Origin of the sequence: Pseudomonas sp. PI1 (assembly GCF_000812405.1) — a bacterium.
Classification (GTDB): Bacteria; Pseudomonadota; Gammaproteobacteria; order Pseudomonadales; family Pseudomonadaceae; genus Pseudomonas; species Pseudomonas citronellolis.
Genome location: NZ_JWMC01000097.1, coordinates 49,926 through 63,915 on the forward strand (window position 1 = coordinate 49,926; position 13,990 = coordinate 63,915).

Here is a 13,990-nt window from a genome sequence, read left to right on the forward strand (position 1 = left end):
AGGGGGTTCAGCCTTGCGAGGGATAGGCCACCGGCCGCTCCAGCGCCGGCAGTGCGCGCGCTCTGCCGGCCGCAGCGACCTTGGCGACGCTGACCGGCGCGCGCAGGCGGTAGTTGACCAGCACCAGGCTCAGCAGCAGGCAGGCGCCGCCGCCGTTGTGCGCCACCGCCACCGGCAGCGGCAGGTGCAGCAGCACGTTGCTGATGCCCAGGCCGACCTGCAGCGACAGCGCCAGTAGCATCAGCGCGGTGGGGTAGATCAGGCCGACGCGCTGCATGCGCCAGGCCAGCACCAGCAGCACCGCCACCACGCAGAAGGCGCCCATGCGGTGGGTCATGTGGATGGCCGTGCGGGCGTCGCTGTCGAGCTGCCCGCCCAGGTAGTTGGGGCCGATGTGCTGGGTCAGGTGGAAGCCGTTGGCGAAGTCCATCTGCGGCCACCACTGGCCGTGGCACATGGGCAGGTCGATGCAGGCCACCGCCGCGTAGTTGCTGCTCACCCAGCCGCCCAGGGCGATCTGCAGCACCACCAGGGCCAGGGCGAAGGCCGCCAGGCGGCGTGGCGCGCCGGCGCGTTGCAGCGGTTGCACGGCGCCGGACAGGCGCAGGGCGAGGAGGAACAGCAGCGACAGCGTGGTGAAGCCGCCGAGCAGGTGCGCGGTGACCACCTGCGGCCACAGCTTGAGGGTCACCGTCCACATGCCGAAGGCGGCCTGGGCGATCACCACGCCCAGCAGCAGCAACGGCAGGCGCAGCGGCTGGCCGTCGCGGCCGCGGCGCAGCAGGGCGTGCACGGCCAGGCCGGCGATGAGCAGGCCCAGGGTGCCGGCGAAGTAGCGGTGGATCATCTCGTTCCAGCCCTTCTGCGCTTCCACCGGGGCCTCGGGGAAGTGCTGCTCGGCGTGGGCCAGCTGCGCCTCGCTGCTGGGCACGTGGATGAAGCCGTAGCAGCCGGGCCAGTCCGGGCAGCCCAGGCCGGCGTGGGTGAGCCGGGTGTAGGCGCCGAGCAGCACCACCACCAGCGCCAGGGCGGTGGCGAAGGCGGCGACGTAGAAGCCGGGTTTACGCGGTGTGTTCGTCATGCACAGCCCCCGTTCTTGTCGTTGTCGTGGCCTGCGCTCAGCCGATGTGGGAGAGCTTCAGCAGCAGTTGCAGGTCGCCGAGGATCTGCTTGCCGTTGGCGCCGGCGGCGTAGCGCAGCACCAGGTTGCCGTGGGGATCGACTATCCACAGCTGCGGCGCCTGCTCGCCGGCGGCCGGTTGCAGGGCGTAGCGCTTCAGGCGCGGGTAGTCCTTGTCCAGTTGCGCCTGGAATTCCGCCGGCAGCGCCTGGGCGGCGGCCAGGGCGTGCTCGGCGCGGTTGGCGTCGCGGTTCAGGCCGATGTTGATCTGCCGCGCCAGGTACACCAGTTGCTGGCAGTCGGCGGCGCAGGCGGCGGGGGCGGTGACCAGCAGTTGCCAGCGGTCGCTGGCGGCGTCGGCCTGCACGCCCAGGTCGGCGGGCGTGCTGCCGTTGGCGATCAGCTCGCCGTGGTAGCTGCGGCTTTCCGGCACCCAGAAGCGGAACTTGTACATGCCGGTGGCCAGCAGCATCGGGCCGAATACCACGGCGAGGATCAGCAGCAGTTGCAGGCGCCCGCGGTTGCGGCGGCGCAGCTGGGTTTCATCGAGGGTCAGGCTGGTCATGGGCGGGCTTCTCCCGTGCGCGGCGGATGCCGAGATAGAGGTAGAGGGCGAACAGGGCGGTGGCCATGGCGAACCACTGCACGGCGTAGCCGGTGTGGCGTTCCGGGGCCATGGCGACCACCGGCCAGTTGGTCTCGAAGGCGGCGTCGCCCGGTTCCAGGCGCAGCTCCAGGGCCAGGCCGTTACGGTCCAGGGCCTGCCAGGTGGCGTCCGGGTCGACGCGGGTGATCAGTTGCGGCCAGGCCTGCTGCCGCGCATCGGCCAGCTGCAGGCCGCCGGGCGGCGGGACGTAGGCCCAGGCGTCGAGCAGCAGGTCGCCGGCGGGCGTGTCGAAGGCCGGCGGCACGCGGCGGTTGGGCCAGGGCAGCCAGCCGCGGTTGACCAGCAGCCAGAGGCCGCTGGCCTTGTCATGGAAGGGTTGCAGCACCTCGACGCCAGCGGCGCCGTCGCGGGTGCGGTTGTCCAGCAGCAGGGTATGTTCGGCGTCCAGGCGGCCCTGCAGGCGCACCCGCACGTAGGCGGGGTTGGCCTGGCGTTCGAGCTGCGCGGCGGGGATGGGCGCGGCCTCGCGGCGCGCTTCGGCGGCGGCCAGCAGCACGCGTTTCTCGGCGGCGCGGGAAAGCTGCCAGCAGCCCAGGGCCACCAGCAGCGGGAGCAGCGCCAGGACCACCAGGGTCGGCGCCAGGCCCGGCCGGAAGACCGCCGCCACGCCGTGGCGCGGGCGGGAGTCGATGGCGTGCTGGCTATACTGCAAGTTACCCCCTCAGCAATCGGAGCCAGGTCATGCTCAAGGCCGCGATCGTCGTTCTGCTGCTGGCCACCGTGGCCAGCCTGTTCAGCGGGTTGTTCTTCCTGGTCAAGGACGAGGGCCACGGTTCCCGTGTGGTCAACGCCCTTACCGTGCGGGTCATCCTCGCCGCCCTCACCCTCGCCCTGGTCGCCTGGGGCTTCTACTCCGGGCAGTTGGTCACTTCCGCTACCTTCTGAGTTCCTGCTCTTGCTCTTCGTAGGAGCGAGCTTGCTCGCGAACGACTCCGCAGCGGGGCTGGTTCGCGAGCAAGCTCGCTCCTACAGGGCGTGCCTCCTCAAAGCACGTACACGAAGATGAACAGCCCGATCCACACCACGTCGACGAAGTGCCAGTACCAGCTGGCCGCCTCGAAACCGAAGTGGTGCTCGGCGTCGAAGTGCCCGCGCAGGATGCGGATCAGCATGATGCTCAGCATCAGCGCGCCTATGGTCACGTGGGCGCCGTGGAAGCCGGTGAGCATGAAGAAGGTGGTGCCGTAGATGCCCGAGCCGAGGGTCAGGCCCAGTTCGCTATAGGCCTCGTGGTACTCGTGGGCCTGCAGGAACAGGAAGGCCACGCCCAGCGCCACGGTGATCGCCAGCCACAGCTTCAGCGGGCCGCGGTGGTTCTTCTTCAGCGCGTGGTGGGCGAAGGTCACGGTGAAGCTGGAGGTGACCAGCAGGATGGTGTTGATCAGCGGCAGCTTCCACGGCTCGATGACTTCCTTGGGCGGCGGGAACAGCTTGTTGTCCGGGTTGCTCAGCAGCGGCCAGGTGTACTGGAACTGCGGCCAGAGCATGTGGGCGATGCCCTTGTGGCCCTCGCCGCCCAGCCAGGGCCCGGCGAAGTGGCGGATGTAGAAGAGCGCGCCGAAGAAGGCGGCGAAGAACATCACCTCGGAGAAGATGAACCAGCTCATGCCCCAGCGGAACGAGCGGTCCATCTGCGGGCTGTAGAGGCCGGAGCGGCTCTCCTTGATCACGTTGCCGAACCAGCCGAACAGCATGTAGGCGACGATCAGCCCGCCGGCGAAGAGGATCCAGGGCCCGTGGGAGGCCTCCTTGCCGGCGCTGTAGTCGTTCATCCAGGTGCCGACGCCGAACAGCGTGGTGAGCAGGCCGATGGTGGCGATGATCGGCCATTTGCTCTGGGCGGGAACGTAGTAGGGATCGTGGGTTGCCATTCTTGTTCTCCTGGGCCGGTCAGCGGTCGTTGCTGGCCACCGGTGGCTTGCGTGCGGTGATGTCGAACAGCGTGTAGGCGAGGGTGATGCGGTGGACATCCGCCGGCAGGTCGCGGTCGACGATGAAGCGCACCGGCATCTCGATGCGCTCGCCGGGCTGCAGGACCTGCTGGGTGAAGCAGAAGCACTCGGTCTTGTGGAAGTACCGCGCGGCCGTGGAGGGCGCGATGCTGGGGATGGCCTGGGCGGTCATCGGCTTGTTGGTGGGGTTCTGCGCGACGAACAGCATCTGGTTCACCGCCCCGGGATGCACCACGATCATTTCGCTCTCGGGGCGGAATTCCCAGACCATGTCGATGTTGTTGTTGGCCACGAAGTCCACCTTCACCTGGCGCGCCATGTCCACCTGCTGGAGGCCGCCCTGGTAGGCGCTGCCGGAAGTCTTGCCGTTGATGCCCAGGGCCTTGCACATGACGTTGTAGATCGGCACCAGGGCGAAGCCGAAGGCGAACATGGCCACCACCACCAGCAGCAGGCGGGTGACCAGCTTGCGCGTCTCGATATTGCCGTCGCTCATGTTCTATCCCTCCTGCGGGAACGGCCAGGGCCGTTCCCGCGGGTGCCGGTTCATTTCACTTCCGGCGGGGTGCTGAAGGTGTGGTAGGGCGCCGGCGAGGGCACCGTCCACTCCAGGCCTTCGGCGCCGTCCCAGGGCTTGGCCGGGGCCGGCTTGCCGCCGCGGATGGTCTTGATGACGATGAACAGGAACAGCAGCTGGGTGGTGCCGAACAGGAAGGCGCCGATGGACGAGACCATGTTGAAGTTGGCGAACTGCAGGTTGTAGTCCGGAATCCGCCGCGGCATGCCGGCCAGCCCCAGGAAGTGCATGGGGAAGAAGGCCATGTTCATGCCGATGAAGCTCAGCCAGAAGTGCAGCTTGGCCAGGGTCTCGTCGTACATGTGCCCGGTCCACTTGGGTATCCAGTAGTACACCGAGGCGAAGATGCCGAAGATCGCCCCGGGCACCAGCACGTAGTGGAAGTGCGCCACCACGAAGTAGGTGTCCTGGTACTGGAAGTCCGCCGGGGCGATGGCCAGCATCAGCCCGGAGAAGCCGCCGATGGTGAAGAGGATGACGAAGGCCACGGCGAACAGCATCGGCGCCTCGAAGGTCAGCGAGCCCTGCCACATGGTCGAGGCCCAGTTGAACACCTTCACCCCGGTGGGCACGGCGATCAGCATGGTGGCGTACATGAAGAACAGCTCGCCCACCAGCGGGATGCCGACCACGAACATGTGGTGCGCCCAGACGATGAACGAGAGGAAGGCGATCGAGGCGGTGGCGTAGACCATCGAGGTGTAGCCGAACAGCGGCTTGCGGCTGAAGGCCGGGATGATCGCGCTGACCGCGCCGAAGGCCGGCAGGATCATGATGTACACCTCGGGGTGGCCGAAGAACCAGAACACGTGCTGGAACAGCACCGGGTCGCCGCCGCCGGCCGCGCTGAAGAAGCTGGTGCCGAAGTGGATGTCCATCAGCATCATGGTCACGCAACCGGCCAGCACCGGCATCACCGCGATCAGCAGGAAGGCGGTGATCAGCCATGTCCAGACGAACAGCGGCATCTTCATCAGCGTCATGCCCGGAGCGCGCAGGTTGAGGATGGTGGCGATCACGTTGATCGCGCCCATGATCGAGCTCATCCCCATCATGTGCAGGGCGAAGATGAAGAAGGTCACGCTGTGCGGGGCGAAGGTGGTGGACAGCGGGGCGTAGAAGGTCCAGCCGAAGTTGGGGCCGCCGCCGGGCATGAACAGGGTGCTGACCAGCAGGCCGAAGGCCGCCGGCAGCAGCCAGAAGCTGAAGTTGTTCATGCGCGGCAGGGCCATGTCCGGCGCGCCTATCATCAGCGGCACCATCCAGTTGGCCAGGCCGACGAAGGCCGGCATCACCGCGCCGAACACCATCACCAGGCCGTGCATGGTGGTCATCTGGTTGAAGAAGGCCGGCTCGACGATCTGCAGCCCCGGCTGGAACAGCTCGGCGCGGATCACCATGGCGAAGGAGCCGCCGAGGAGGAAGGCGCAGAAGCTGAACCACAGGTACAGGGTGCCGATGTCCTTGTGGTTGGTGGTCAGGACCCAGCGCATCAGGCCCTTGGCCGGGCCGTGGTGGTGCTCGCCGGCGTGCGAATGCTCGGGATGGTCGATCACAGCGCTCATCGCAGGCTCCTCGTTATTTTTGCTTCTGCTTGTAGGCCACTACGTCTTGCGGAGTGACCATGTCGCCGTCGTTGTTGCCCCAGCTGTTGCGCTCGAAGGTGATCACCGCGGCGATGTCCACTTCCGAGAGCTGCTTGCCGAAGGCCGCCATGGCCGTGCCCGGGACGCCGTTGAACACGGTTTCCAGGTGGTGCTCCTTGGGCCCGGTGACGATCTTCGAGCCCTTGAGCGCCGGGAACATCGGCGGCATGCCCTGGCCCTCGGGCTGGTGACAGGCGGCGCAGATGGTGTGGTAGACCTTGTCGCCACGGGCGACCAGTTCTTCCTTCGTCCATTCCTTGCTGGTCAGCTCCTTGAGCTTGGCCGCCTCTTCCTTACGCTCGGCCAGCCACTTGTCGAAGTCCGGCTTGGCCTTCACGTCGACCACGATGGGCATGAAGCCGTGGTCCTTGCCGCACAGCTCGGCGCACTGGCCGCGGTAGACGCCGGGCTCGTCGATCCTGGTCCAGGCCTCGTTGACGAAGCCGGGGATGGCGTCGCGCTTGACCGCGAAGGCCGGCACCCACCAGGAGTGGATGACGTCGCTGGAGGTCACCAGGAAGCGCACCTTGACCCCGGCCGGCAGCACCAGCGGGTTGTCCACTTCCAGCAGGTAGTGCTCGTCCTTGGGATCCCTGTTGTGGATCTGCTCCTGGCTGGTGGCCAGGTTGCTGAAGAACTCCACGTCCTGGCCCAGGTACTTGTACTGCCACTTCCACTGGTAGCCGGTGATCTGCACGTCCAGCTCCGGCTCGGAGGTGTCGTACATGTGGATCAGGGTGCGCGTGGCGGGAATGGCCATCACCACCAGAATCAGGAACGGCACCACGGTCCAGAGGATTTCCACTGCGGTACTCTCGTGGAAATGCGCCGGCTGCTGGCCGGTGGAACGGCGGTGGACGATCATCGACCAGAACATGGCACCGAAGACGATGATGCCGATGACCACACAGATCCAGAAAATGGTCATGTGCAGGTCGAACACGTTACGGCTGACCTCGGTCGCCCCCGGGGTCATGTTCACCGTCCAGGCGGCGTGCGCCGGAGTAAACACGAGGAGCGACAGCAAGCCCATCCAGGTACGCGGATGTCGCAGCATTCGGGTTCCCCTTATCGTTGTTCTTATCCCGCCGGCAAACGCCAGCGGCCAAGGGAGCGACCGCCAAGACAGCAAACTTTGACCGCCGAGCCTCGGCACGTGCAAGGCAGGCCGGGTTCATCAGGTTCAGGTGTGTCGAATCGGAGTATAGCCAGGGGTTGCGACATAACAACGCAGCGCAAAAAACTCCTCCGCAATTGCGAAAGGTGCTCTCAAACCCACGCCGCCTGCGGCTTTGCGCTACCATGGTGGCGGCTTGATATGCCCGAACCTCATAAAGGTTGCGTGATTATGACGATCGCGTCTTAGCTCGCCGACCCGCCCGGCTAAGGTCTTTCTTCACTTTCCAAATCGAGTTGTCTTGGAGTTGTCATGAATATCGCAGCACTGCGCGAACTGATTCAGCAGGCCCACCAGCTCGAGGCGCGCAACGGGCACCTGGCGCGGCTCATCCACAGCCAGATGGCGGGCCTGCACCCGAGCATCAACCTGAGCGGCGACGATGCCGTCCAGGTGCTCACCCGCTTCGTCCATGCCTATATCGAGCAGGTCCCCGAGTTCCTCGAAGCCGCCACCAGCGTGGCGCGCAACGCCGGTATAGAGGAAAGGATCAAGCCGGTGCTGAAGGTCGCCGAGCACTTCTTCCTGACCCCGCCGGACCTGCTGGCCGGCCACGACGGCCTGGACGCGCTGCTCGACGAGGCCTACCTGGCGCACCGCCTGGTGGAGGAAGTGAACGACCGCTACATCGCCCACTTCGGCCAGCCGCTGATCCCGCTGGACACCACCGTGGCCAACCTGGTGGCGCACCAGTTGATCGGCGAGCCCTTCGCCAACCAGCTGGACGAGGCCGTGCACCACGCGGTGGACTCGATGCTCGACGACAGCGTATTCGCCAGCCCGGCGGCGCAAGCCTACCGCGCCCGCCTGAGCGACCCGCAGACGGTCACCGCCTGGAAGCAGTGGCCGTGCCTGTCGCGGCGCTTCGGGGTGGAACTGCATCTGAATTGATGCGCCTGGAGCGATAGGCCGAGCCCACGCACAGGGCATCGCGGATAAATCTCCTACGATTCCAGGAAGCACGGCTTTTCGTAGGATGGCGTTGAGCGAAGCGATACCCATCAGCGCAACCGCATGGGTTTCACAAGCTCAATCCATCCTACGAAGAGCACCTCGGCGCAAGACAGTTGCTCCTGCCACGCCGGGCGGACACGGCTTCTCGTAAGAGCGCTCCGGCGCTGCCGGCAAGACAGGACCCGGCCTCCTCAGTCTTCTTCCTGCACCGCCTTGTACCCACTGGCCAGGCGCTGCTGCACGTCCTGCGGCACGGGGTTGTAGTGGCTGGCCTCCAGGGTGAAGAAGCCCTGCCCGGCGGTGATCGCCTTCAGCCGGTTGGCGTAGCCCTCCAGTTCCGCCAGCGGCACCTGGCCGCGCACCAGGGTGGCGCGGGCCGACAGCGGCTCGGTGCCCAGCACCTGGCCGCGGCGGCCGGTGAGGTCGGCGGTGATGTCGCCCAGGCGCGCCTCCGGCGCCGTCACCGCGATGTTCACCACCGGCTCCAGCACCAGCCCCCCGGCGTTGCGCAGGGCGTCGAGCATGGCCTTGCGCCCGGCGGCCTGGAAGGCGATGTCCTTGGAGTCCACCGAGTGGCTCTTGCCGTCGAACACCGTGACCTTCACATCCTCCACCGGGAAGCCGGCCAGGGGCCCGGCGGCCAGCGCCGCGCGCACGCCCTTCTCCACCGAGGGGATGAACTGCCCCGGGATCACCCCACCCTTGATGGCGTCGACGAACTCGAAACCGGCCCCGCGCGGCAGCGGCTCCACGCGCAGGAACACCTCGCCGAACTGGCCGGCGCCGCCGGTCTGCTTCTTGTGCCGGCAATGGCCCTCGGCCGGGCGTGTGGCCGTCTCGCGGTAGGGCACGCTGGGCGCTCGGGTGTTCACTTCCAGCTTGTAGCTGCCGGTCAGGCGCTCCAGCAGGTAGCGCAGGTGTAGCTCGCCCATGCCGCGCAGCACGGTTTCCTGGGTGGAGGCGTTGTAGTCCAGGCGCACGCAGGGGTCCTCGGCCAGCAGGCGCTGCATCACTTCGGCCAGGCGCTGCTCGTCGCCGCGGCGGCCGGCCTCGATGGCCAGGCCCTGCATGGGCGTGGGGAAGTCCAGCGGCGCCAGGCGGATGTGGTCCTCGTCGTGGGAGTCATGCAGGACTACGTCGAACTCCAGCTCCTCGACCTTGGTCAACGCACCGAAATCGCCGGGGATCAGTTGCGGCACCTCCTCGTGGCGCTTGCCCTGCAGGCGCAGCAGGTGGCCGACCTTGAACGGCTTGCGGCCGTCCCCGGCGAACAGCTGCATGTCGCGGCGCACGGTGCCCTGGTGCACGCGGAACACCGCCAGGCGGCCGACGAAGGGGTCGATCACCACCTTGAACACATGGGCCAGCACGTGGGCTTCAGGGTCCGGCTGCGAGCGAAAGGGCCTGGCGCCGCCCTGCTCGTCCAGCCGCTCGAACAGCGGCGGGTTGCCTTCGGCGGGGTTGGGCGCCAGCCGCGCCAGCGTCGCCAGCAGCTCGTCGACGCCGGCGCCGGTGCGCGCCGAGACGAAGCACAGGGGAATCAGGTGGCCTTCGCGCAGGGCCCGCTCGAAGGGTTCGTGGAGTTCCTCCGGCTGGATCGAGCCCTGCTCCAGGTAGCGCGCCATCAGCTCCTCGTCGACCTCCACGACCTGGTCGACCAGCGCCTGGTGCGCCTCCTCCACCGAGGAGAAGTCCGCCTCGCCGGCGGGCGCGAAGAAGCAGTCGGCCACCCGAGTCGCACCGCCGGCCGGCAGGTTCAGCGGCAGCACTTCCTTGCCGAAGGCTTCGCGCAGGTCGGCCAGCAGCGTCGGCAGGTCGACGCGCTCGGCGTCGATCTTGTTCACCACCAGCATCCGGCACAGCCCGCGCTCGGCGGCCCAGTCCATCATGCGGTGGGTGTTCAGCTCGATGCCGTTCTGCGCGTTGACCACCACCAGCGCGGTCTCCACCGCCGCCAGGGCCGGCAGCGCGTGGCCGATGAAGTCGGGCAGGCCGGGGGTATCGATGAGCTGGACGTGCGCGCCCTCGTGCTCGAAGTGCGCCAGCGCGGCGGACAGCGAATGGTGGTAGTCGCGCTCCAGCGGGTCGGCGTCGCACAGGGTGTCGCCGCGTTCCAGCGAACCCATCGCGGGAATGGCGCCGCTGCGCTGCAGCAGGGCTTCGGCGAGCAGGGTCTTGCCGCTGTCGCCATGGCCGACCAGGGCGACCGTGCGGATCTGTTCGACCGAGTAGTTCGACATGGGGCACCTCCCAGGCAGGGTAACGGCAAGTATAGGTAGCACCTCGGGACTCTCTGGGCAAAAAACAGCCAGCCGCCACGAGCCCAGCTGGCATGCCTGCCACAGCCGTTTCAGCACAGCTTTTCCACAGCTTGCTGAAGGTCGCCTCCACAGCCGTTGTGGACAGTTCGGGAAACTCGTCGGGGATGTCGGAAGGCCTTGCGCCACGGGCCCTTCAGCGCAACGCTGGCGGTTTATTGGGCAGTGCTGCGCAAGCCCCGGAACGCCTGTCCAGCGGCAGTTTATCCACAGCGTTGTCACAAGCCGGTCAACAGAAGCCGTGGACCGCCCGCGACGATTGGCCGCCGGTTTTTTCCGCGGCCCCCTCGGACAGGGCCATTGGCGAAAAAACCGGCAATGCCCGGCAGCCCTCGCCGTTTCGCTCGTGCAGCCATTCACCGACAGCTTTTCCACAGCTTTCCCGCGCCTCGCTCCACAGCCATTGTGGGCAACTCGGCGGCTAGCGATGGGTCAAGGCAAGTGCTTGAAAATCAAGGCATGCAGGAAAAATCAGGTCAAAAAACGTACAGCCGCGCGCAGGCCACGCCAGGCCTGGCGCGAAGGTATTCATTCACACTTTATCCACAGCACGGCCAACAGATTCCGGGGGCAGAATCCAGCCCGCCGGACAAACCCCGAGCGCCCTGGCCCGGCCCAGCGGCCATGCGCCCGCCAGCCGCCTGCGCACAGCCCGGCCACAGGCTGCGCACAGGGTTTTCGACAGATTCGGTGGACAACTCAGGCGGCGGCGCCCATCACCTGGCGAATGTCCTGCGCCAGGGCCTCGACACGCTCCAGCTCGGTGTCCCAGGAGCACATGAAGCGCGCGCCGCCGGCGCCGATGAAGGTGTAGAAGCGCCAGCCGCGCTGGCGCAGGGCTTCCAGGGCCGGTTCGGACATCTGCAGGAACACCCCGTTGGCCTCCACCGGGAACATCAGCTGCACGCCCGGCACGTCGGCCACCCGCTGCGCCAGCAGGCGCGCGCACTGGTTGGCGTGGTTGGCGTAGTGCAGCCAGGCGTCGTCCTGCAGCACGCCGACCCAGGGCGCGGCGAGGAAGCGCATCTTCGAGGCCAGCTGGCCGGCCTGCTTGCAGCGGTAGTCGAAGCCTTCGGCCAGTTCGCGGTCGAAGAACAGGATGGCCTCGCCCACCGCCATGCCGTTCTTGGTGCCGCCGAAGCACAGCACCTCGACGCCGGCCTTCCAGGTCAGCTCTGCCGGGGTGGCGCCGAGGAAGGCGCAGGCGTTGGAGAAGCGCGCACCGTCCATGTGCAGGTGCAGGCCCAGCTCGCGGCAGGTGGCGCTCAGCGCGCCCAGCTCGTCCGGGCGGTAGACGGTGCCGACCTCGGTGGCCTGGGTGAGGGTCACCACCCGCGGCTTGGGATAGTGGATGTCCTGGCGCTTCAGGGCGATTTCGCGAATAGCCGCGGGGGTCAGCTTGCCCTGCTCGTCGGTGCGCGCCAGCAGCAGCTTGGAGCCGTTGGAGAAGAACTCCGGGGCGCCGCACTCGTCGGTCTCGACGTGGGCGGTCTCGGCGCAGATCACGCTGTGGTAGCTCTGGCACAGGGCGGCCAGGGCCAGGGAGTTGGCGGCGGTACCGTTGAAGGCGAAGAACACCTCGCAATCGGTCTCGAACAGCTCGCGGAAGTGGTCGGAGGCACGCGCCGTCCACTGGTCGTCGCCGTAGGCGCGCTCATGGCCGCGGTTGGCCTCGGCCATGGCGGCCCAGGCTTCCGGGCAGATGCCGGAATAGTTGTCGCTGGCGAATTGCTGGGAAATGTCGAACATCGAAAGCTGCCTCGGGAAGATAGAAAGTCATCCACAGGCAGCGTAGCGAAATCGCAGCTTTTGTAGGAGCAACTGTCTTGCCGGCTACGCCGGGGTGCTTTTCGTAGGATGGGTTGAGCCTTGGCGAAACCCATGCGGTCGCGGTGATGGGTATCGCTTCGCTCAACGCCATCCTACGGTGGGGGCTGTTCGGCGTGGCTGGGGGAATCCAATCGCGGACAAAGTCCGCTCCTACGCCCGCGCAAGCGACTGTCTTGCCGGCTGCGCCGAGGTGCTTTTCGTAGGATGGGTTGAGCCTTGGCGAAACCCATGCGGTCGCGGTGATGGGTATCGCTTCGCTCAACGCCATCCTACGACGGCTCGCGAATGGGGCCATTCGTGCCACCTGGGCCTCCGGCGTGGCCGGGAGCCCAGGCAGTCGATCAGGGCAACGCCGTCAGCTTCATCTGCTCGACGATCGGCACGAACAACTGCCGCATGGACTGGGTGCTACCGCCATTGGGCTTGTCCGGGCTGCTCAGAGTCAGCACGTAGCGCCCCTTGATCAGCCCGGTCAGGCTGGACTCACCCGCCTCGCCCTTGGCCGGGGCGACTACGCCCAGGGGATCCCCCATGCGGGTGGTGTCGATCACCGGCAGATAGTCGTCGCCACCAAACTTGTCGGCGGTGCCATTCTTGATCGCGGTCTCGCGAGTCTTGTTCAGCAGCGTCAGGCTGGAATGCGTCATGTCGCGCAGCTTGTCCTGCGCACCACGGTAGGCGATGGCCTGCTCGCTATTGGCATCCTGGGCCGGCGCCGGCATGCCGGTGTCGATCAGGCTGATCTCCAGGTGGCGGCTGCCGTCGGCGGTGCCGTACACCAGCTTGGCGTCGTTGTAGCCGCATTCGCGGGAGATGAACGGGTAGCCGTACATTTCCTTGCTCGGCGGCAGGGCCCTTTCCAGCGGGTGGCCGGTGCAGCTGTCGGCCGGCACCGCGGCGGCCGCGGCCTTCTCGGCCTTGGCCTTGTCGTCGCCACCGCCGCAGCCGTGGAGGGTCGCGCCGAGCATCAGGGCGCTGAGCAGGATCAGGGAGCGTTTCATGGCGTCCTCGGGTTTGACAGTGGCGGCATTCTAGCCGCGGGCGGCGCGGCGCGCAGCAGTGGCCCGGTGGCAGCCAGGTGCATTTTCAGGTCGGGAGCGGACAGCTTTTCCCCGGCCAGGCAGCCGAGAATCGGCGGCAGCGGCATCGCCATTCGAGGAGCCCCGGCATGGCCATCAGTGTGTTCGACCTGTTCAAGATCGGTATCGGCCCTTCCAGCTCGCATACCGTCGGCCCCATGCGCGCCGCCGCCCTGTTCGTCGGCGCCCTACGCGAGCGCCAGTTGCTGCCCCGCGTCGACCGCGTCGAAGTGAAGCTCTACGGCTCGCTCTCCGCCACCGGCGTCGGCCACGGCACCGACCGCGCCGTGATCATGGGCCTGATGGGCGAGTGGCCCGACCGCATCGACCCCAGCCAGATCGCCCCGCGCATGGCCGAGCTGCTAGCCAGCGGCGAACTGCTCCTGGCCGGCGAGCGGCGCATTGCCTTCGACTGGGTCCGCGACATGCGCCTGCTGGAGGAAAACCTGCCCTACCACCCCAATGCCATGAGCCTGGTCGCCTACGAGGGTGACGCCGAGCTGTACGCCGACACCTATTACTCCATCGGCGGCGGCTTCGTCGTCGATGCCGAGCAGGCCGCCACCGGCTCCCTCGACCAGGACGCCACCCGCCTGCCCTACGACTTCAACAGCGCCGCCGAGCTGCTGCAGCTGTGCCGCCGCCACAACCTGCGCGTGTCCCAGCTGAT

Annotated in this window: 13 protein-coding genes; 3 read left to right on the forward strand and 10 right to left on the reverse strand. The window is 67.2% G+C overall.

The window, feature by feature from the left end:
• Positions 1-7: 7 nt before the first annotated feature.
• From RN02_RS28110 to RN02_RS28120, 3 genes are read right to left on the reverse strand one after another with little or no spacing between them, the layout of a single operon-like run.
• Positions 8-1,081, reverse strand: a complete 1,074-nt coding sequence (locus tag RN02_RS28110) for a COX15/CtaA family protein (RefSeq protein ID WP_043318502.1) — start codon at positions 1,079-1,081, stop codon at positions 8-10.
• Between the two features lie 37 nt (positions 1,082-1,118).
• Positions 1,119-1,685 (reverse strand): hypothetical protein, encoded by a 567-nt coding sequence (locus RN02_RS28115; protein WP_043318503.1) that lies wholly within the window; start codon positions 1,683-1,685, stop codon positions 1,119-1,121.
• A complete protein-coding gene (locus tag RN02_RS28120) occupies positions 1,663-2,439 on the reverse strand; it encodes an SURF1 family protein (RefSeq protein ID WP_043318504.1) in 777 nt (258 codons plus the stop codon). Before RN02_RS28120 ends, RN02_RS28115 begins: the two co-directional genes overlap by 23 nt.
• 29 nt (positions 2,440-2,468) lie before the next feature.
• Here RN02_RS28120 and RN02_RS28125 point away from each other — a divergent pair, with 29 nt between their 5' ends.
• Positions 2,469-2,672, forward strand: a complete 204-nt coding sequence (locus RN02_RS28125) for a twin transmembrane helix small protein (protein WP_009614697.1) — start codon at positions 2,469-2,471, stop codon at positions 2,670-2,672.
• A 98-nt stretch (positions 2,673-2,770) separates the two neighbouring features.
• Here RN02_RS28125 and RN02_RS28130 read toward each other — a convergent pair whose 3' ends face one another.
• Genes RN02_RS28130 through coxB form a run of 4 tightly spaced genes read right to left on the reverse strand, consistent with a single transcriptional unit; the run spans position 2,771 to position 7,019 of the window.
• A complete protein-coding gene (locus tag RN02_RS28130; protein WP_043269956.1) occupies positions 2,771-3,658 on the reverse strand; it encodes a cytochrome c oxidase subunit 3 in 888 nt (295 codons plus the stop codon).
• 19 nt (positions 3,659-3,677) lie between these two features.
• On the reverse strand, positions 3,678-4,235 hold the full coding sequence (locus RN02_RS28135) for a cytochrome c oxidase assembly protein (RefSeq protein ID WP_043318505.1): 558 nt from the start codon (positions 4,233-4,235) through the stop codon (positions 3,678-3,680).
• A 50-nt stretch (positions 4,236-4,285) separates the two neighbouring features.
• Positions 4,286-5,881, reverse strand: coding sequence for a cytochrome c oxidase subunit I (gene ctaD / locus RN02_RS28140; RefSeq protein WP_009614691.1), 1,596 nt, complete (start codon positions 5,879-5,881; stop codon positions 4,286-4,288).
• A gap of 13 nt (positions 5,882-5,894) precedes the next feature.
• Positions 5,895-7,019, reverse strand: a complete 1,125-nt coding sequence (gene coxB, locus RN02_RS28145) for a cytochrome c oxidase subunit II (protein WP_061560320.1) — start codon at positions 7,017-7,019, stop codon at positions 5,895-5,897.
• A gap of 372 nt (positions 7,020-7,391) precedes the next feature.
• Between coxB and RN02_RS28150 the strand changes: the two genes are divergently transcribed.
• Positions 7,392-8,030 (forward strand): hypothetical protein, encoded by a 639-nt coding sequence (locus RN02_RS28150; protein ID WP_043318508.1) that lies wholly within the window; start codon positions 7,392-7,394, stop codon positions 8,028-8,030.
• A 254-nt stretch (positions 8,031-8,284) separates the two neighbouring features.
• On the opposite strand, the gene fusA is transcribed toward RN02_RS28150, so the two are convergent.
• From fusA to RN02_RS28165, 3 genes are all read right to left on the reverse strand, one after another.
• Positions 8,285-10,333, reverse strand: coding sequence for an elongation factor G (gene fusA, locus RN02_RS28155; protein WP_043318510.1), 2,049 nt, complete (start codon positions 10,331-10,333; stop codon positions 8,285-8,287).
• Between the two features lie 777 nt (positions 10,334-11,110).
• Entirely contained in the window at positions 11,111-12,160 is a 1,050-nt protein-coding gene (locus tag RN02_RS28160; RefSeq protein ID WP_043318512.1) for a threonine aldolase family protein, read from the reverse strand.
• 422 nt (positions 12,161-12,582) lie between these two features.
• On the reverse strand, positions 12,583-13,242 hold the full coding sequence (locus RN02_RS28165) for a hypothetical protein (RefSeq protein WP_043318514.1): 660 nt from the start codon (positions 13,240-13,242) through the stop codon (positions 12,583-12,585).
• 167 nt (positions 13,243-13,409) lie between these two features.
• Here RN02_RS28165 and RN02_RS28170 point away from each other — a divergent pair.
• Positions 13,410-13,990, forward strand: a 581-nt coding sequence (locus RN02_RS28170; RefSeq protein WP_043318516.1) for a serine dehydratase beta chain, incomplete at its 3' end; no start/stop codon positions are given.